This is a genomic window from Burkholderia paludis, from assembly GCF_000732615.1.
Lineage (GTDB): Bacteria > Pseudomonadota > Gammaproteobacteria > Burkholderiales > Burkholderiaceae > Burkholderia > Burkholderia paludis.
Window position 1 is genome coordinate 103,162 of sequence record NZ_JPGL01000022.1, and the last position, 18,909, is coordinate 122,070.

At 68.3% G+C, this 18,909-nt stretch carries 13 protein-coding genes; 3 read left to right on the forward strand and 10 right to left on the reverse strand.

The window, feature by feature from the left end:
- Positions 1–8 precede the first annotated feature (8 nt).
- The 4 genes from GQ56_RS0115375 to glnA all read right to left on the reverse strand — a co-directional run bounded on the left by GQ56_RS0115375 (position 9) and on the right by glnA (position 6,479).
- Positions 9–2,117 carry a prolyl oligopeptidase family serine peptidase gene (locus GQ56_RS0115375; RefSeq protein WP_031399493.1) on the reverse strand — a complete coding sequence of 703 codons (2,109 nt, stop codon included), beginning with the start codon at positions 2,115–2,117 and terminating at the stop codon, positions 9–11.
- 78 nt (positions 2,118–2,195) lie between these two features.
- A complete protein-coding gene (ntrC, locus tag GQ56_RS0115380) occupies positions 2,196–3,713 on the reverse strand; it encodes a nitrogen regulation protein NR(I) (RefSeq protein ID WP_031399494.1) in 1,518 nt (505 codons plus the stop codon).
- A 46-nt stretch (positions 3,714–3,759) separates the two neighbouring features.
- Entirely contained in the window at positions 3,760–4,902 is a 1,143-nt protein-coding gene (gene glnL / locus GQ56_RS0115385) for a nitrogen regulation protein NR(II) (RefSeq protein ID WP_031399495.1), read from the reverse strand.
- A gap of 161 nt (positions 4,903–5,063) precedes the next feature.
- Positions 5,064–6,479 (reverse strand): type I glutamate--ammonia ligase, encoded by a 1,416-nt coding sequence (gene glnA, locus GQ56_RS0115390; RefSeq protein WP_031399496.1) that lies wholly within the window; start codon positions 6,477–6,479, stop codon positions 5,064–5,066.
- Between the two features lie 405 nt (positions 6,480–6,884).
- Between glnA and GQ56_RS0115395 the strand changes: the two genes are divergently transcribed.
- Positions 6,885–7,349, forward strand: a complete 465-nt coding sequence (locus tag GQ56_RS0115395; RefSeq protein WP_031399497.1) for a rhodanese-like domain-containing protein — start codon at positions 6,885–6,887, stop codon at positions 7,347–7,349.
- A 123-nt stretch (positions 7,350–7,472) separates the two neighbouring features.
- Here GQ56_RS0115395 and GQ56_RS0115400 read toward each other — a convergent pair whose 3' ends face one another.
- The 5 genes from GQ56_RS0115400 to hrpA all read right to left on the reverse strand — a co-directional run bounded on the left by GQ56_RS0115400 (position 7,473) and on the right by hrpA (position 15,561).
- Entirely contained in the window at positions 7,473–8,288 is an 816-nt protein-coding gene (locus GQ56_RS0115400) for a competence/damage-inducible protein A (RefSeq protein ID WP_031399498.1), read from the reverse strand.
- Positions 8,285–9,112 carry an EI24 domain-containing protein gene (locus GQ56_RS0115405; RefSeq protein ID WP_031399499.1) on the reverse strand — a complete coding sequence of 276 codons (828 nt, stop codon included), beginning with the start codon at positions 9,110–9,112 and terminating at the stop codon, positions 8,285–8,287. Before GQ56_RS0115405 ends, GQ56_RS0115400 begins: the two co-directional genes overlap by 4 nt.
- Positions 9,113–9,223: 111 nt before the next feature.
- On the reverse strand, positions 9,224–10,198 hold the full coding sequence (locus tag GQ56_RS0115410) for a sterol desaturase family protein (RefSeq protein WP_031399500.1): 975 nt from the start codon (positions 10,196–10,198) through the stop codon (positions 9,224–9,226).
- 16 nt (positions 10,199–10,214) lie between these two features.
- Positions 10,215–11,204, reverse strand: a complete 990-nt coding sequence (locus GQ56_RS0115415; RefSeq protein ID WP_031399501.1) for a YVTN family beta-propeller repeat protein — start codon at positions 11,202–11,204, stop codon at positions 10,215–10,217.
- 145 nt (positions 11,205–11,349) lie between these two features.
- Positions 11,350–15,561: an ATP-dependent RNA helicase HrpA gene (gene hrpA, locus GQ56_RS0115420; RefSeq protein ID WP_031399502.1), complete on the reverse strand. Its 4,212-nt coding sequence runs from the start codon at positions 15,559–15,561 to the stop codon at positions 11,350–11,352.
- Positions 15,562–15,584: 23 nt separating this feature from the next.
- Between hrpA and argA the strand changes: the two genes are divergently transcribed.
- The gene (argA, locus tag GQ56_RS0115425) at positions 15,585–16,964 is read left to right on the forward strand and encodes an amino-acid N-acetyltransferase (protein ID WP_031399503.1); all 1,380 of its coding nucleotides are present in this window, start codon (positions 15,585–15,587) and stop codon (positions 16,962–16,964) included.
- Between the two features lie 50 nt (positions 16,965–17,014).
- Positions 17,015–17,290, forward strand: a complete 276-nt coding sequence (locus GQ56_RS0115430; RefSeq protein WP_006478357.1) for an oxidative damage protection protein — start codon at positions 17,015–17,017, stop codon at positions 17,288–17,290.
- 140 nt (positions 17,291–17,430) lie between these two features.
- On the opposite strand, the gene GQ56_RS0115435 is transcribed toward GQ56_RS0115430, so the two are convergent.
- Positions 17,431–18,843: an MFS transporter gene (locus tag GQ56_RS0115435; protein WP_031399504.1), complete on the reverse strand. Its 1,413-nt coding sequence runs from the start codon at positions 18,841–18,843 to the stop codon at positions 17,431–17,433.
- Between the last annotated feature and the right edge of the window lie 66 nt (positions 18,844–18,909).

Sequence of the window (18,909 nt, forward strand, 5' to 3'; positions counted from 1 at the left end):
CCGCGCGCTCAACGCCGCGCGGGTGCCGGCCCGAGATGGGCCCACAGGAAACCGAACTCCGCCGCGTCGGCTTCCGCGCGTTCGAGATCGTCGGCGCTGCCGTGGCCGCCGTCGGTGTTCTCCCAGTACCACACCCGTTCGTGACCGAGCGCATGCATGCGTGCGGCCATCTTGCGCGCGTGCGCGGGATGCACCCGGTCGTCGCGCGTCGACGTGGTCAACAACAACGGCGGATAGGCGACGCCTTCGCGCACGCGGTGATACGGCGAATACGCGGCCAGCGCCGCGCCTTCGCGCGGATCGTCCGGATCGCCGTATTCGTCGAGCCACGCAGCGCCCGCGTGCAGCTTCGGATAGCGTCGCATGTCGAGCAGCGGCACGCGACAGAGCACCGCGCCGAACAGCTCCGGCCGCTGCGCCATGCACGCGGCGACCAGCAGCCCGCCGTTGCTGCCGCCTTCGATCCCGAGCCGGGCGGCGCTCGTCACGCCGGTCGCGACCAGATCCTCGGCCACCGCGATGAAATCGTCGAACGAACGCTGGCGGTTTTCGCGCTGCGCGCCGACGTGCCAGCGCGGCCCGAACTCGCCGCCGCCGCGGATGTGCGCGAACGCCATCACGCCGCCGCGCTCGAGCCACGCGATGCCGAACGCGTCGCTGTAGCCCGGCAGGTTGGGGATCGCGAAACCGCCATAGCCGGACAGCAGGCACGGCCGCGCAACGCGCGCGGCGCCGTCGGTCGCGTCGAGGGCGTCGCGCGGCCCGATCAGCGTGTACGGCACCGTCGTGCCGTCCGGCGAGCGCGCGCTCGCGCGGCGCACGACGAGCCCGGCCGCGTCGAACTGCACCGGCGGCCGGTCGAGCAGCACGCGGCGCGACGGCGCATCGTCCGCGCGATCGGCAAGATCGGCCAGCCAGCACTCGGGCGGATCGAGATAGGTGTCGACGTCGACATAGACCTCGTCGTTCAGCGTCGCCTCCACCGGCTCGACGTCGATCTGCGCGTCGCCCGGCCAGTCGAACGGCCGTGCGTCCCACGTCCATGCGCCGTCGTCGGCCTGCCGCGGCTGCCACAGCATCGTGCGGTTGTGCACGTCGTCGAGCCAGCTCGCGATCAGCGTCGTGCGCGTATGCGTCCACGTGCAGGCGGACGTCGACGGCTGCGGCGCAAACAAGGTCGTGAATGCGCGCGATCCGGCCTGGAACGCCTGCTCGCGGATCGCGAGCAGCGAGCCGCCCGCATGGCGCACGCCGTCGCAGTCCCAGTCGAGGCGAGGCTCCAGCATGAGCCAGCCTTCCCAGAAGCCGACCTCCACATGCGTCGGTACGTCGTAGCGCGCCCATTCGCCCGCATCGGTCAGCCGGTATGCATGCGCATCGAAAAAGTCGACGCTGCGCCATGCGACGTGGCGCTTGTCGATCGGGTCGAACCACGCGCCCGCGCTGATATCGTCGGGTTCGCCGCGAAAGACGACGGGCGCATCGGCGAGCGCCGTGCCGCGCACCCAGCGTCGCGCTTCATACGGATAGCCGGCGGCCGTCGCATGCGCTTCGCCGCGATCCCAGCTCACGTAGACGGTATCGCGGTCGATCCAGCCGACCGTGTGATGGCCCGGCTCGTCGATCGTGAAGCCGCCGTCGACGAAACGACGCTCGACGAGATCGAATTCGCGCACGACGACCGCGTCGGCCCCGCCCGGCGACAGCGACAGCAGCGCGCGATCGCCGTCCGGATACAGGATGGCATCCTGCTCGAACACCCACGACTCGCCCTCCTCCGCGCCCAGCGCGTCGACGTCAAGCAGCGTTTCCCACGCCGGACGACCGGCGCGCCAGTCGTCCCAGCGCGTGCGTCGCCACAGCCCCTTCGGATGAAGATCGTCCTGCCACAGGTCGTAGGCCCACTCGCGCCAGCGGGTCGGAATCACCGGGCGTTCGCGCGGCAGATACGCTTTCGCGAGACGCGCGGCCAATGCGCGATATGCGTCGTCGTCGCGCAGTGCGGCGCGCGTGCGCGCATTCTGCTCGTCGACCCACGCGCGGGCGCGCTTGCTGTCGAGCGCTTCGAGAAAACGGAACGGGTCGGCCCCGGCGGGCCAGCGAAAGGAGTCGGACATGGCGGATCTGCGTAACGGCAAACCGCGATTATGTCCGATCGCGGCACGCGCGATGCCCGCGCGTGCCGCGAATCGTGCTCAGGGCTCCAGATGGAGTTCCTGGATCTTGCGCGTGATCGTGTTGCGGCCGATGCCGAGCCGCTCCGCGGCCTCGACCTTGCGGCCGCGCGTGAAGTCGAGCGCCTCGCGGATCACGGCCGCCTCGAAGCGGCGCGCCAGTTCGTCCATCACGTCGGCCGAGTTCTCGCGCAGCAGCCGGGCGACCTCGGTGCGCAGGCCATGCTCCCACAGCGGATAGCCGGCCGGCGCGCCGCCGTTCGGCGCGGCGGCCACCGGCGTGGACGCCGCCGGCGCCATACCGATCGCCGGCGGCGTGTGCGCCGCTTCGCCAGCGCCGCCGTGCGCGTCCGCGCCGTCGGCCGTCGCGACGACCGGTGCGCCGGACGGCACGAGGTCGGGCGGCAGGTCCTTGATCTCGACCGTCTGCGCGGGCGCCATCACGGTCAGCCAGTTCGCGAGGTTCTCGAGCTGCCGCACGTTGCCGGGAAACGGCAGCGACGTCAGGTATGCGAGCGCGTCGTCGGACACGCGCTTCGGCTCGACGCCGAGATCACGCGCGCTTTTCTGCAGGAAGTGGCGCGTGAGCAGCGCGATGTCCTCGCTGCGCTCGCGCAGCGGCGGCAGGCGCAGCCGGATCACGTTGAGCCGGTGGTAAAGATCCTCGCGGAACAACCCCTGCCGCACGCGCGATTCGAGATTCTGGTGCGTCGCGGCGATCACGCGCACGTTCGCGCGCAGCGGGTTGTGCCCGCCGACCCGGTAGAACTGCCCGTCGGACAGCACGCGCAACAGGCGCGTCTGCAGGTCGAACGGCATGTCGCCGATTTCGTCGAGGAACAGCGTGCCGTTCTCCGCCTGCTCGAAGCGGCCCTGCCGCGTCGTCTGCGCACCGGTGAACGCGCCGCGCTCGTGACCGAACAACTCGGATTCCAGGAGGTCCTTCGGAATCGCCGCGGTGTTCAGCGCGATGAACGGCCCGTTCGCGCGCGGGCTGTGACGGTGCAGCGCCCTTGCGACGAGTTCCTTGCCGGTACCCGATTCGCCGGTGATCAGCACGGTCGCGGCCGAGTGCGACAGGCGGCCGATCGCGCGGAACATGTCCTGCATCGCGGGCGCCTGGCCGAGCATCTCGGGCGCCTCGGCGACGCGCTCGTCCTGCGGCGCGCCGCCGCGCAGGCTTTCCTCGACCGCGCGGCGGATCAGCTCGACCGCCTTGTCGACGTCGAACGGCTTCGCGAGATATTCGAACGCGCCGCCCTGGAACGCCGCGACGGCGCTGTCGAGATCGGAGAACGCCGTCATGATGATGACGGGCAGGCCCGGAAGCCGCTCGTGCATCGCCTGCAGCAACTCCAGGCCCGAGCCGCCGGGCATCCGGATGTCGGACACGAGCACCTGCGGCGTCTCGTGGTCGAGCGCGGCCAGCGCATCACGCACGTTCGCGAAACTCTTCGTCGCGAAGCTGTCACGGGCGAGCGCCTTTTCGAGCACCCAGCGGATCGATTGGTCGTCGTCTACTATCCAGATCGGCTTCATAGGTCGGTCAGATATTGGTGAATCCGGTGAATCGCAATGTCGCCGCTCAGTGGTCGAGCGGCAGCAAAATCTGAAACTCGGTACGTCCGGGCCGGCTTTCGACCTCGATCATCCCGTCGTGCTGCTGCACAAACGTCTGCGCAAGCGTGAGGCCGAGGCCGCTGCCGTCTTCGCGCCCGGACACGAGCGGATAGAAGATCCGGTCGCGGATCTCCTCCGGAATGCCGGGCCCGTTGTCGATCACGTGCAAATCCAGTGCCAGCCGGTACAGCCGCTTCGCGATCGTCACCTTGCGCGCGATGCGCGTGCGCAGCTCGATCTTCGCGTCGCCCTGCGCGATCCGTTCGCGCAGCGCCTGCGCGGCATTGCGCACGATGTTGAGCAGCGCCTGGATCAGTTGCTCCTTGTCGCCGCGCAGATCCGGCACGCTCACGTCGTAGTCGCGCTCGATCGTGAGCCCGCGCGGGAATTCCGCGAGCATCACCGCGCGCACGCGCTCGCAGACCTCATGAATGTTCACGTCGCCGACGATGTGCGGATGCCGGTGCGGCTCCAGCAACCGGTCGACGAGCGTCTGCAGGCGGTCGGACTCCTTGATGATCACCTGCGTGTATTCGCGCAACTCGCCGCGCTCGCGCTCGCCGAGCTCGAATTCGAGCAACTGGGCCGCGCCGCGAATGCCGCCGAGCGGATTCTTGATCTCGTGCGCGAGGTTGCGGATCAGTTGCTTGTTGACCGCGGTCAGGTCGTGGATGCGCTCCTCGCGGTCGGTGCGCGACTGCCGCTCGTTCTCGAACAGCTCGACGAGCACGAAATCGGGCGCGGTCTCGAGGAAACCGACGATCGCATGCACGTGCAGCGGTTCGCGGCCGGGCCGGTCGAGCACGGTATCGAGGTGCGTCGCATGAAAGCGCTCCTCGCCGATCGCGGTGATCGTCGATGCGAGCTCGTTCGCGTTCGGAAAGATCTCGCCCCACGGCCGCTGCGCGAGCTGCCGGCGCGAGATGTCGAGCATCGCCTCCGCGGACGGATTCGCGAACGCGATCCGCAGCGTCTTGCGGTCGAGCACGATCACGACCGTCGGCAACGCTTCCAGCCCCGCCAGCAGGCCCGAGCGGGCGAGCCGCTCGTCGTCCGTCAGTCGCTCGGGTTGCCCCGTTCTCGCCTTGATCAGATTCTTCAGAACCATCTGCGTGCTTGTCGCGCCCCAACGGGCCATGAAATGAAAATTCCCGGAACAAAAAAGGGACGGCTGGACGCCGTCCCCTTTCAGACTCCGCCGCTCCCGCCGCAGACCGCGCGACGGGAACGAACCGGCATGACGGCGCTGAATCGAAGCGCCATTGCCGATTACAGCGAGTAGTACATCTCGAACTCGATCGGGTGCGTCGTCATGCGGAACTTCGCCAGCTCCTGCTCCTTCAGTGCGAGGTACGCGTCGATCATGCCGTCGGTGAACACGCCGCCACGGGTCAGGAACTCGCGATCCTTGTCGAGCGCTTCGAGTGCCTGGTCCAGGCCCGCGCAGACGGTCGGGATCTTTGCATCCTCTTCCGGCGGCAGGTCGTACAGGTTCTTGTCGGCAGCTTCGCCCGGATGGATCTTGTTCTGGATGCCGTCGAGGCCGGCCATCATCAGCGCCGTGAAGCACAGGTACGGGTTCGCCATCGGATCCGGGAAGCGCGTTTCGATGCGGCGGCCCTTCGGGTTCGACACGTGCGGAATGCGGATCGATGCCGAACGGTTGCGCGCCGAGTACGCGAGCTTGACCGGTGCCTCGAAGTGCGGGACCAGACGCTTGTACGAGTTCGTCGTCGGGTTCGTGATCGCGTTCAGTGCACGGGCGTGCTTGATGATGCCGCCGATGTAGAACAGCGCCAGTTCCGACAGGCCGGCGTAGCCGTTGCCCGCGAACAGGTTCTGGCCGTCCTTCCAGATCGACTGGTGAACGTGCATGCCCGAACCGTTGTCGCCGACGACCGGCTTCGGCATGAACGTCGCCGTCTTGCCGTACGAATGCGCGACGTTATGGATGATGTACTTCGACCATTGCGTCCAGTCGGCGCGCTGCACCAGCGTCGAGAACTTCGTGCCGATTTCGTTCTGGCCCTGGCCCGCCACTTCGTGGTGGTGCACTTCGACCGGGATGCCGAGCTGCTCGAGCAGCAGGCACATTTCCGAACGCATGTCCTGGAACGTGTCGACCGGCGCGACCGGGAAGTAGCCGCCCTTCGTGCCCGGACGGTGGCCCGTGTTGCCGCCTTCGAATTCCTTGCCCGACGACCACGGCGCTTCTTCCGAGTTGATCTTCACGAAGCAGCCCGACATGTCCGTGTTCCACTGGACCGAGTCGAAAATGAAGAATTCCGGTTCCGGACCGAAGAAGGCGGTGTCGCCGATGCCCGTGCTCTTCAGGTACGCTTCGCCGCGCTTCGCGAGCGAACGCGGATCGCGCTCGTAGCCCTTGCCGTCGGCCGGCTCGACCACGTCGCAGGTCAGCACGAGGGTCGACTCTTCATAGAACGGATCGACGAAGGCAGCGCTCGGGTCCGGCATGAGCAGCATGTCCGACGCCTCGATGCCCTTCCAGCCAGCGATCGACGAACCGTCGAATGCATGACCGCTTTCGAACTTGTCTTCGTCAAACGCCGAAACCGGCACCGACACGTGCTGCTCCTTGCCGCGCGTATCCGTGAAGCGGAAATCGACAAACTTGACGTCCTCGTCCTTCACGAGCTGCATGACGTCGGCGACGGTTTTACTCATAACCTCTTCTCCTGATTGAACAATTCCGGCGGACTGGGAACCGCCTCGTTTATCGAGCTGACCGGGGTCTTGCTTTGGCGCAGCACGCCCCGATTCGACCGAATCCTATAAAGCAGCTTCCGTGCCACCCGTACGAAAAATGGGCGCGAATCGCGCCGGCGCTCGCCGCGACGGGGCTGTACTGCGCAATTCCGGGGCCCGACGCCGCACCGGCCGCCAAACGCAGGCACCGCAATGGTGCGATCGCCGCGATGCGCCGCGCCGACCGGATCATTCTGGTGCATCCGCGTCATTCTGCACTGTTTTGGTGAACGCGTGGGCGGCGCGTGCACCGTACCGCATGCGGGCATCCGTGCCGCGACGCCGCGCTAGAATGGTCGTTTGACCAACAGGAGACTCTCCGCCATGAGTACGCTCGACCAGCTTTACGCAAAGGCCGACGAACGCCGCGCCCAGGGCGCGCTCAACTACGCCGGCGCGCTGCTGCCGGCCGAAGCCTTCGAACTGCTGCAGCTCGACCCGGCGGCGCGCCTCGTCGACGTGCGCACCCGCGCCGAACTCGACTGGATCGGCCGCCCGCTCATCGGCGACGGCCAGTACCTGCACCTCGAATGGACGCGCTACCCGGGCGGCGTGCCGAACGCCGAATTCGTCAACGAACTGAAGGCGGCCCTCCCGGCCGGTACGCCCATCCTGTTCCTGTGTCGCAGCGCCGCACGCTCGAAGCTCGCCGCGGTCGCCGCCGCGCAGGCCGGCTTCACCAGGGCGTTCGACCTGCTCGAAGGCTTCGAGGGCGCCAAGGACGCCGAAGGCCACCGCAAGACGGTCGAAGGCTGGTGCTTCCGGAAACTGCCGTGGATCGGCGCCTGACGGCCTGACGACACGCCACGCACGCCGGCTGCGACGATCCCATCGTCGAGCCGGGCGATGACATGCCGATGACGGGCCGCGTTGCACGGCCCGCGGCCTCGGTACGGCCGGATCGGGAGCCGCTCAGGCGCGCGGCGTCTCGGGCTCGACGACGTCCCCGCCGAGCAGATGCACACCCTCGCGCAGTTTCACGTACGCGGCCGCGACGGCCTCCGGCTCGCCCTTCACGCCCAGGTCGATGTGACGGCGCGCGTAGATCCCGCCGCGCTCCGCATCGCCCACGCTCGGCAGGCTGAACACGCGCACGCCCGGAAAATCGCGCTCGATGCGCTCCATCAGCGGCGTGAGGGTCGATTCGGGCAGCTCGAACACCAGCAGCGAGCGCTCCGCGTGCGGCGTCGCATGGTGCAGATGCGCATACTTCGTGTCGAGCACCCATTCGATCATCGGCCACGCCATGACCGGGAAACCCGGCACGAAGTGCAGGTCGCCGACCGAGAAGCCGGGAATCCGGTTGTAGCCGTTCGGGATGATCGTCGCGCCCGCCGGGAACACGCCCATGTTGAAGCGGTGCTGGTTCTCCGGCGCATCGAAGTCGACCGGCGCGGCCGGATCGGCGTGCGTTTCGCGGATCCGCTCCGCGATCAGCACCTTCGCCTCCGGATGCAGTTCGAGCGGCAGGCCGAGCGCGGCGGCCGCGCACTGGCGCGTGTGGTCGTCCGGCGTCGCGCCGATCCCGCCCGTCGAGAACACGATGTCGCCCGACGCGATCGCGCGCGCGAGCGTCGCCGTGATGCGCGCCGGATCGTCGCCGACGTATTCGGCCCAGTCGAGCGCGAGGCCGCGCGCGCCGAGCAGCTCGACGACCTTCGCCAGATGCTTGTCCTGCCGGCGGCCCGAAAGGATTTCGTCGCCGATGATGATGATGCCGATGCTCATGCCTGCCCCATGTCGATTGCGGTGGCGCGCGTGCTTGCGCGCAGGTCCTCCAGCGCACGCAGGCAATAGTGCCCGAACCACAGCGCCGAGAAGACGAGAATGAAAGCGTAAACCCAGATCATGGCCGCCGCGACGAACGGAAACAGCACCATCGTCCAGACCGACGACACCCACACGAAGGTCGGCACGGTGCCGAGCAGCCCGGTCGCGATGCCGATGCCGATCAGCGGCCAGCGGCGCTGCCGCACCAGGGCGCGGCGCTCGTCACGGCTCGCGTGCAGCGCGAGCGCATCGTAGGTCATCACGCGGTACGTGAGCCAGCCCCAGATGACCGGCGGCAGCAGCGCGAAGAACGGCGGAATCAGCCACAGCGGGATCGTCACGACCAGCACGACGACGCCGGCCAGCGCCGCCCACAGCGAGTTGGCAACGCTGCCGACGAAGGTGCCGCCCCGCTTCGGCTCGAGCGCCGCGAACTGCCGGTTCGACAGGTGCTTGATCACGACCGGCATCGACAGCGTCGCGATCAGCAGCAGCACGGTCAGCACGATCAGCGGAATCGCCAGCGACACGACCACGAACGGCGCGACGACCGCATGCAGTTGCGACATGCCGATCGCGTCGAAGGCGCGATACAGCGCGGCCGTCAGCACGAAGCCGTCGAGCGCGCCGCGCGCCGCGTCGATCAGCGTCTGCCACGAGAACCACAGCAAGACGCCCCACAGCACGGCCGAGACGAGGAACGGCATCAGGGTGAGCCAGAGCATGCGCGGATGCAATGCACTCGCCAGTGCCCGGACGAAGGAACGCAGCAGGTCGTTCATGCGAGCCTGTATCGACGGAGAAAAACGGGGAAAGGATAAACCACGCGGCCCGCATGCGCCAAAGCGCATGCGGGCCGCGTCAGGGAGCCGCTCAACGGGAGGATGGCCGGGTCAGACCGACGCCGCGCCGCGCTTCGCGGGGAACAGGCGCCGGAAGATCCGCACGAACGCGAGGCCGTGCTGCGACCAGAAGCCTTCGCCGTAGGACACGCCTTCGACCTGATCGCGGATGCCGGTCGGCTCGATCGTGCGGTTCCACGACGCGGTGCCGAACATCATGTCCCACCACGGAAACAGCACGCCGAAATTGCAGCCGTACTTGGTGCCTTCATGACCGTAGCCGACCGCATGGTGGCGCCGGTGGAAGATCGGGCTGACGAGCACGCGCTCGCCGAGCCAGCCGTACGACAGTTGCGCATTCGTATGCTGGATGCTCTGCAGGAAGTTGGTGACCGCGGTCAGCACGACGAACTGCGACGGCGACACGCCGATCACGAGCGCGATCGCCGCGAAGAAGCCGGCCTGGATCACGTCGTCGAGCAGGTGGTTGCGGTCGTCGCACCACAGCGACATCTGGCGCTGGCTGTGGTGCACGGCGTGCAGTTCCCACCAGATGCCGATCTTGTGCTGCCAGCGGTGATACCAGTAGCCCGCGAAATCGAGCACGACGAGATAGATCGCGAACGTGACGATCGGCTGCGACGTGACGCCCGGCCACAGGTAGTCGAGGTTGAGGTTCGCGACCCCGTACAGGCGCAGCCACGCCTGGAAGTTGTCGAACAGCGGCTGGAACGCGAAGAAGAACAGCAGCGAGAAGATCCCGAGCTTCGAGATCGCCGTGTAGATCACGTCGACCCGCACGGCCTTGCGGTCCTTCCAGTCCTCGACGGGCCGCAGCGCCTCGAGCGGACGCAGCAGCACGAACATCACGACCATCTGCAACGCGCCGATCACGACCCAGTACAGCGCGTCGTAGGTGTCCTCGTCGTAGTCCATCATGTCGAACTTGAAGAGGAGCGGCTGCACGATGTCGACGTACAGCCAGGTCTGGATGTTCGACACGAAGGTATCGATCAGGTGAAGCATCGGGCGCCTCCGTGCGTTACGCGCCGTTCGCCGCGCGCCACGGCGCGCGATCGAAGAAATAGATGCCGTGCGGCGAGCGGCCGACGGCAATCGTCTGCACCAGCTTGCGCGACGCGAGATCGATGATCCCGACCTTCTTCGCGAAACGGAACGTCACCCACAGCGTCTTCTTGTCGGCGGACAGCTCCATGTCGTCCGGGCCCGGCAGCAGGCCGGTGATGTCGCCGACATTGGTGAGCGTGTTCTCGTCGATGATGCTGATCGTGTTCGCAACCCGGTTCGTCACCGCGACGTGGGTGCCGTCGGCGAGCGAGCGGAAGTTGTGCGCGCCCTTGCCCGTGACGATCTGCTTGACGACCTTCTGGTTGCGCCAGTCGACCACCGCGACGTAATCCGAGCCCGTCATCCCGACGAGCAGGTACTTGTCGTCCGGCGTGAGCCACAGGCCGGCCGGCACCTTGCCGACCTTCATCTTCCACTTGACCGTCTGCGTCGCCAGGTCGATCGCCGCGATCTCGCCGGAGACCTGCAGCGACACGAGCACCGTCTTGCTGTCCTTCGTGAATGCGAGGTGGCTCGGCATCACTTCCAGCGGCACGCGCTTCGCGAGATGCAGGTCGCGGCCGTCGTAGCTGTAGATGTCGACGCGGTCGAGGCGCAGGCCGGCCGCCGCGAACCACTTGCGGTCGGGCGAGAAGCCGAGCTGGTAGGGATCGTCGATCCCTTCGACGGTGCGCTGCAGCTTGCCCGTCTTCGGATCGAGGAACATCAGGCTGTTCGAGACCGAATTTGCAACGATCAGCGACGAATTGTCGGGCGTCACCATCAGGTGGTGAGGTTCCTTGCCGGTCGGCATCGTGCCGACGACCTCGCGGGTCTGCTGGTCGATCAGGGAAAGCGTCGCTTCGGCCGAATTCAGGACGATCACGTTATTCGCGTGGGCGGCGGGCGCCAGCACGGCGGCGGCCAGCGCGAGCGTGCGGCCGAGGGAAAGAAAAGTGCGCATGAAGACTCACGTCGTGGAACAACCGTCATTGTAAAACGTTCAACCGGCCCCGCCGGTTGACGCAAGCCGACCTTGCGCCACTTGGACGCACGGCGCGGCCGGCCGGGGCCGGCCGCCGGCGCCGGGCCGGGAAACCACTGCCGCACTAGCGCTGCATCGACTCCCAGACCTTGTGCAGACGCTTGACAGAGACCGGCATCGGCGTGCGCAGTTCCTGCGCGAACAGCGAAATCCGCAACTCCTCGAGCAGCCAGCGGAATTCCGCGAGCCGCGAGTCGGCGACGCCGCCGCGCTGCGACACCGCGCGCTGGTACTGCTGGGCCAGCGGCAGCAGGTCGGCCGACTGCTTCGCGTCGCGCGCCGGATCGGCCTTCAGCTTGTCGATCCGCAGCGCGATGCCCTTCAGGTAGCGCGGAAAGTGCGCCAGTTGCGCGTAAGGGGTGTCGATCACGAAGCGCTTGCCGACCAGCGCGCCGAGCTGCTGCTGCAGATCCGCGTGCGCCTGCGCGAACGGCTTCGCCTGCGCGAGCTTCTTCGCGAGCCCCGCGTACTCGGCCAGGATCTGCCCGACCAGCCGCGCGATTTCCTGCGCGAGCAGGTTCAGGCGGCTGCGGCCCTCGTCGCGGCGCGCGTGGAAGCTCGCGTCGTCGTCGGGCAGCGGGTCCTGCAGGCACGCGCGGTCGAGCGCCGTGTCGATCAGCTGGTCGCGCAGCTCGTCCTGCGTGCCGAGCGACATGTACTGCATCGCCATCTCGCGCAAGCCCGGCAGGTTCTTCTCGAGGAACTTGATCGGCTCCTTCAGCTGCAGCGCGAACAACCGCCGCAGGCCGGCCCGGTGGATGCGCGCGGCTTCCTCCGGCGAATCGAACACCTCGACGTCGCAATGCGTGCCGCGATCGACGAGCGCCGGATAGCCGTACAACGTCTGCCCGCGCCGGCGGATCTCCAGCAGCTCGGGCAGCTTGCCGAAATTCCAGGTCGTCAGGTTCTCGTACAGCGCGGTCGCGCCGGCTTCCGCCGGGGCGGCCGTCTGCGGCGCCGCGCCCTTGCCCGATTTCGCGCCGCGACCAGCGGCAACGGGCGCGGCAGGCGCCGCCGGCGCCTGGCCGACGGCCTGACCGGGATCGGCGTCGCCGCCGACCGCGATCGTCGACGCGGCCGCGATCTTCTGGAACTGCTGCTGTGCCTGCGCGCCCAGCTCCTGGCGAAGCTGCGCGAGGTTGCGCCCCATCGCGAGCTGGCGACCGTGCTCGTCGATCACCTTGAAATTCATGAACAGGTGCGCGGGCAGCGTCTCGAGCTTGAAGTCGGCCGTTTTCATCGCGACCTGCGTCTCGCCGCGCACGTCGGCGATCAGCGCCTCGACGAGCCCGCCCGCACCGAAACGCTCGCGGCCCATCCGCTCGACGAAGCCGGCCGCGTACTCGGGCAGCGGCACGCAATGGCGGCGCAGCTTCTGCGGCAGCGACTTCAGCAGCAACTGCACCTTTTCCTTCAGCATCCCCGGCACGAGCCACTCGCAACGGCGCGCGTCGACCTGGTTCAGCGCATAGAGCGGCACCGCGAGCGTCACGCCGTCGCGCGGCGTGCCGGGCTCGAAGTGATACGTCAGCGCCATCTCGACGCCGGCCATCGTCGCGCGCTTCGGGAACAGCTCGGTCGTCACGCCGGCCGCCTCGTGGCGCATCAGGTCGTCGCGCGACAGGTACAGCAGCCGCGACTTGTCCTCGGACTGGCCGCCCTTCTTCGCCTCGTCGCGATACCAGCGCTCGAACGCGGCGCCCGTGTGGATCCCCTCGGGAATCGCGTGGTCGTAGAACGCGTAGATCAGCTCGTCGTCGACCAGCACGTCCTGCCGGCGCGACTTGTGCTCGAGCTGCTCGATGTCGGCGAGCAGCTTGCGGTTGTGCGCGAAGAACGCGAGCTTCGTATCGAATTCGCCGTCGACGAGCGCGCCGCGGATGAACAGCTCGCGCGCACGCGCCGGGTCCTGCCTGCCGAACGCGACCCGCCGGCGGTGATAGATCGGCAGCCCGTACAGCGTCGCGCGCTCGTACGCGCTGACCTGCGCCGGGCGCTTTTCCCAGTGCGGCTCCGACAGCGATTTCTTCAGCAGGTGCGCACCGATCTTCTCGACCCACTCGGGTTCGATCTTCGCGAGGCAGCGCGCGTACAGCCGGCTCGTCTCGACGAGCTCGGCCGCCATCACCCAGCGGCCGGCCTTCTTGGCGAGCACCGAGCCCGGCCACAGGTAGAACTTGATCCCGCGCGCGCCGAGATAGTGCGGATCGTCGTCGGCCTTCAGGCCGAGGTTGCCGAGCAGGCCCGTCAACAGGGCCAGATGGACCTGCTCGTAGGTCGCCTCGACTTCGTTGAGCCGCCAGCCGTGCTCGCGCACCACCGTCAGCAGTTGCGAATGCACGTCGCGCCATTCGCGCAGCCGCAGGTGCGACAGGAAGTTCTGCCGGCACGCGTCGACCAGCTGGCGATTCGACTTCTTGTGCGCGACCGCCTCCTCGAACCATGCCCAGATCTTCAGCCACTGCAGGAATTCCGAGCGCTCGTCGGCAAACCGGCGGTGCGCCTGGTCGGCCTGTTCCTGCGCTTCGACCGGACGGTCGCGCGGGTCCTGCACGGACAGCGCGCTCGCGATGATCAGCACCTCGCGCAGCGACTGCTGGTCACGCGCGGCGAGGATCATCCGGCCGACGCGCGGGTCGAGCGGCAGTCGCGCGAGTTCGCGGCCGAGCGGCGTCAGCGCATTGTCGTCATCGACCGCGCCGAGTTCGTTGAGCAGCTGGTAGCCGTCCGCGATCGCGCGGCCCGGCGGCGGTTCGAGAAACGGAAACGATTCGATCGCCGTCAGGTGCAGCGACTTCATCCGCAGGATCACCGACGCGAGCGACGAGCGCAGGATTTCCGGATCGGTGAAGCGCGCGCGCGCCTGGTAGTCGCTTTCCTCGTACAAGCGGATGCAGACGCCGTCGGCCACGCGGCCGCACCGGCCCGCGCGCTGGTTCGCCGCCGCCTGCGAGATCGACTCGACCTGCAGCTGCTCGACCTTGTTCCGGTACGAATAGCGCTTCACGCGCGCGAGCCCGGTATCGACAACGTAGCGGATGCCCGGCACCGTCAGCGACGTCTCGGCCACGTTGGTCGCGAGCACGATCCGGCGCGCGTTCGAGGCCTTGAATACCTTGTCCTGATCGGTCGCGGAGAGCCGCGCGAACAGCGGCAGGATCTCGGTGTGCGGCGGGTGGTGCTTGCGCAGCGCCTCGGCCGCCTCGCGGATCTCGCGCTCGCCGGGCAGGAACACGAGCACGTCGCCGGAGCCTTCGCGGCACAGCTCGTCCACCGCGTCGACGATTGCGTCCATCAGGTCGCGCTCGGCTTCGCGGGCTGTCTTCACCCGATCGCGGCCGGCCGTGCCTTCGGCATGCTTCACGGCCGGACGATCTTCCGCCACCGGGCGGTAGCGCATCTCGACCGGATACAGCCGCCCGCTCACCTCGATCACGGGCGCCGGACGCTCGTCGGTGCCGAAATGGCGCGCGAAGCGATCGGCGTCGATCGTCGCGGACGTGACGATCAGCTTCAGGTCCGGCCGCCGCGGCAGGATTTCCTTCAGGTAGCCGAGCAGGAAGTCGATGTTCAGGCTGCGCTCGTGCGCCTCGTCGATGATCAGCGTGTCGTACGCCTTCAGCAGCGGATCGGTCTGCGTCTCGGCGAGCAGGATGCCGTCCGTCATCAGCTTCACGGACGCGCCCGGCGCGAGGTTGTCGGTAAAGCGCACCTTGTAGCCGACCACTTCGCCGAACGGTGTGCCAAGCTCCTCGGCGATCCGGCGGCCGGTGGACGACGCGGCGAGGCGGCGCGGCTGCGTATGGCCGATCAGGCCCGTCCCGCCGGCGCCGAGGCCGCGACCGAGGTCGAGACAGATCTTCGGCAACTGCGTGGTCTTGCCCGAGCCGGTTTCGCCGCAGACGATGACAACCTGATGACCGGCGATCGCGCGCGCGATTTCGTCGCGCTTGCCCGACACGGGCAGGCTTTCGGGGTACGTGATCGGCGGAACGGGATTCGGCGGCGCGCCCCTCGACGCGGCGGCGCGCGGCGCGCGCTCGCGGCGCGGCGGCGGCGCATCCGTTGCACGGGGTGCTTCCTGCGCGGCCGGCTGGCGCGGATCGCCGCGCCGCTCGGCGCCGCGCGGCGCGTGCGTGCGCTCGCCCGCCTGCCGCTCCTGCTGCTGGCGCGGCGGCTGGCCCTGCTGCTGGCGCGCATCGGCCGCACCATCCGGGTGCCGGGCCGACGGCGCTTTGGCCCGCGTCGGCGCGGGACTTTTAGGTACATTCGACATGGGGGCGCATTATAATCCCGCCCATGAATTCCCAAACCGACCTCCCCCCCGCCCAGACCGGCGCCGCGACGCCGCCGGCCACCGACGATTCGGCCGCCAGTCACGCGCAGTTCGTCGACTGGATGCGCTCCGTCGCGCCCTATATCCACAAGTTCCGCAACAGCACGTTCGTCGTGGGGTTCGGCGGCGAGGTGGTGCAGCAGGGGCTGCTGAACGCGCTCGTGTCCGACATCGCGCTGCTGCAGGCGATGGGCATCCAGATCGTGCTGGTGCACGGCTCGCGCCCGCAGGTCGAGGAGCAGTTGAGCCTGCACGGCGTCGAATCGGAGTTTTCGCACGGCCTGCGGATCACCGATGCGCGCGCGCTCGAATCCGCGAAGGAAGCGGCCGGCGAAGTGCGCCTCGACATCGAGGCCGCGATCAGCCAGGGGCTGCCGAACTCGCCGATGGCGCACGCGCACATCAGCGTCGTGTCGGGCAACTTCGTGACCGCGCGGCCGGTGGGGATTCTCGACGGGGTCGATTTCGCGCATACGGGCATCGTGCGCAAGATCGACGCCGAATCGATCCGTCATTCGCTCGCGAGCCGCAAGCTCGTGTTGCTGTCGCCGCTCGGCTTCTCGCCCACCGGCGAAGCGTTCAACCTGTCGATGGAGGACGTCGCCTCGGCCGCCGCGATCGCGCTGCGCGCCGACAAGATCGTGTTCCTGACCGAAGGCCCCGGCATCGTCGACGACGAAGGCGAGCTGATCCGCGAAATGTCGCTCGACGCGGCGGCCGAACTGCTCGATTCGGGCAACATCCAGGGCGACGACGCGTTCTTCCTGAAGCATTCGATCCGCGCGTGCCGCGGCGGCGTGACGCGTGCGCACCTGATCCCGCAGTCGCTGGACGGCAGCATGCTGCTCGAACTGTTCCTGCACGACGGCGTCGGCACGATGATCTCGTACGAGAACCTCGAAAGCCTGCGCGAGGCGACGCCGGACGACGTCGGCGGCATCCTGTCGCTGATCGAGCCGCTCGAGACGGACGGCACGCTGGTGCGGCGCGGCCGCCACCAGATCGAGCGCGACATCGACCACTTCTCGGTGATCGAGCACGATGGCGTGCTGTTCGGCTGCGCGGCGCTGTATCCGTACCAGCAGGAGAAGATCGGCGAGATGGCGTGCCTGACGGTCGCGCCGGAAGCGCAGGGCTCGGGCGACGGCGAACGCCTGCTCAAGCGCATCGAGCAGCGCGCCCGCGCGCGCGGCCTCACGCACATCTTCGTGCTGACGACGCGCACCGAGCACTGGTTCCTCAAGCGCGGCTTCGTCAAGGTCAGCGTCGACGACCTGCCGGAAGACCGCCGCAAACTCTATAACTGGCAGCGCAAGTCGCTCGTGCTGATGAAGCAGCTCTGAGCGCAGGCACGACTGCCCTCCCCCCAGACCGATTACAGGAGAAGTACACGATGGCTCGAATGATCCAATGCGCGAAGCTCGGCAAGGAAGCCGAAGGCCTCGATTTCCCGCCGCTGCCGGGCGAACTCGGCAAGCGCATTTACGAGAGCGTCTCGAAGGAAGCGTGGCAGGGCTGGCTCAAGCAGCAGACGATGCTGATCAACGAAAACCGCCTGAACATGGCCGACCCGCGTGCGCGCCAGTACCTGATGAAGCAGACCGAGAAGTACTTCTTCGGCGACGGCGCCGACCAGGCGTCGGGCTACGTGCCGCCGACGGAAGGCTGAAGACGCGATGCGCGTGGGCCGGCCGAGCGCCGGCCCGCGCGCCGGAACGGAACGGCGCCGTGCGATCGCACGGCGCCGTTCTGCTTTTGGGGCGCCTGCCTGGCGTGCGCCACGGCTGCCCCGCCGACGATCCGCGCCGCTCAGCCGGCCGGTTTCAGCGCACCGCCGTTGCCCGGCTGCTGCGTGCCGCCGCCCGGATCGTCGGCGCCCGCGCCGTCGGTACCCCATTCGGCCGCGTCGCTGCGTTCGGCCGTCGACAGCTCGTCCGCGCGATACCCGGTGCGATTCAGCAGCGCCAGCATGCACAGAAGCGACACGAGCGCGTAGAGCCCCGAGGCGACCGCGACGCCGACGATGCTGCCGGTCGCGTTCAGGATCGCCTGCGCGAGCACGGGCGTGCCGCCGCCGACGACGAGCGCACTCAGCTGGTAGGCGAGCGACAGGCCCGTATAGCGGATGTTGGCCGGAAACACGCGTGCGAGCACGCCGCCGACCGCGCCGTAGAACATCGCGGACGGAATCGTCGAGATGCACATGCCCGCGACGGCGACCCAGTACGACCGCGTCGCAAGCGCATGGAACATCACGGGCATCAGCACGATCTCCGGAATCAGGATCCAGCCCATCGCGCGGCGCATGTCGACCTTCGACACGAACCACGCGCCGACCGGCTGCATCAGGAACTGCACGACGAGCGAGATCGACAGGATGCCGAGAAACGTCCCCTGCGCGTAGCCGAGCTCCTTCGTGGCCCACGACAGCGCGAACGTACTGCGGAAGTACGTGACGTTGATCACCGGCAGCGTGCCGGCCGCGAGCAGCACGACGACCCAGTGATCGCGCACGACGTCGCGCAGCGGCAGCTTCACCGTGCGCTTGCGCGCGAGCACGCGCTGCATGTCGGCCGACTCCTCGAGCTTCAGCCGGATCACCATGCCGATGATCACGAGCACGGCCGACAGCAGGAACGGGATGCGCCAGCCCCACATCAGGAACGCGGGCGTCGGCAGCGCGCTCAGCGCGAAGAACGCCGCGGTCGCGAGCAGGTTGCCGGTGGGCGAGCCCTGCTGCGCGAACGCCGCATACAGGATGCTGCGGTGCTTCGGCGCGTTCTCGCTCGCGATCAGCACCGCGCCGCCCCACTCGCCGCCGACCGCGATGCCCTGCAGCACCCGCAGCACGACGAGGCCGGCCGGCGCCCATGCGCCGATCTGCGCATAGCCGGGCAGCAGGCCGATGCCGGTGGTCGCGAGGCCCATCATCACCAGCGTGATCACGAGCGCGGTCTTGCGGCCGACGCGATCGCCGAGATGGCCGAACACGATTCCGCCGAGCGGCCGCGCGGCGAAGCCGGCCCAGAACGTGACGAACGCGAGCAGCGTCGCGACGCCGGGGTCCATCCCGCTGGAAAAGAACACCTTGCCGAACACGAGTGCCGCGGCCGTGCCGTAGATGTAGAAGTCGTACCACTCGATCGTGGTGCCGACGAACGCCGCGAAGGCGGCGCGGCCGGGCCGCGGATGCGCGGCGGGCGGGGATGACGGACGGCTCATCGATGTCTCCATGGTTGCGTTCGGGGGCGCGACTGGCGCGCGCCTTTCCCGGGTGGCCGGCATGGC

Bases quoted from the DNA above. Each gene is read 5' to 3' on its own strand.
- GQ56_RS0115415 (WP_031399501.1), bottom strand. From the start codon at position 11,204: ATGCGCACTTTTCTTTCCCTCGGCCGCACGCTCGCGCTGGCCGCCGCC.
- GQ56_RS0115400 (WP_031399498.1), bottom strand. From the start codon at position 8,288: ATGAGCATCGGCATCATCATCATCGGCGACGAAATCCTTTCGGGCCGC.
- GQ56_RS0115375 (WP_031399493.1), bottom strand. From the start codon at position 2,117: ATGTCCGACTCCTTTCGCTGGCCCGCCGGGGCCGACCCGTTCCGTTTT.
- GQ56_RS0115410 (WP_031399500.1), bottom strand. From the start codon at position 10,198: ATGCTTCACCTGATCGATACCTTCGTGTCGAACATCCAGACCTGGCTG.
- glnA (WP_031399496.1), bottom strand. From the start codon at position 6,479: ATGAGTAAAACCGTCGCCGACGTCATGCAGCTCGTGAAGGACGAGGAC.
- GQ56_RS0115395 (WP_031399497.1), top strand. From the start codon at position 6,885: ATGAGTACGCTCGACCAGCTTTACGCAAAGGCCGACGAACGCCGCGCC.
- GQ56_RS0115430 (WP_006478357.1), top strand. From the start codon at position 17,015: ATGGCTCGAATGATCCAATGCGCGAAGCTCGGCAAGGAAGCCGAAGGC.
- argA (WP_031399503.1), top strand. From the start codon at position 15,585: ATGAATTCCCAAACCGACCTCCCCCCCGCCCAGACCGGCGCCGCGACG.
- GQ56_RS0115405 (WP_031399499.1), bottom strand. From the start codon at position 9,112: ATGAACGACCTGCTGCGTTCCTTCGTCCGGGCACTGGCGAGTGCATTG.
- glnL (WP_031399495.1), bottom strand. From the start codon at position 4,902: ATGGTTCTGAAGAATCTGATCAAGGCGAGAACGGGGCAACCCGAGCGA.
- hrpA (WP_031399502.1), bottom strand. From the start codon at position 15,561: ATGTCGAATGTACCTAAAAGTCCCGCGCCGACGCGGGCCAAAGCGCCG.
- GQ56_RS0115435 (WP_031399504.1), bottom strand. From the start codon at position 18,843: ATGAGCCGTCCGTCATCCCCGCCCGCCGCGCATCCGCGGCCCGGCCGC.
- ntrC (WP_031399494.1), bottom strand. From the start codon at position 3,713: ATGAAGCCGATCTGGATAGTAGACGACGACCAATCGATCCGCTGGGTG.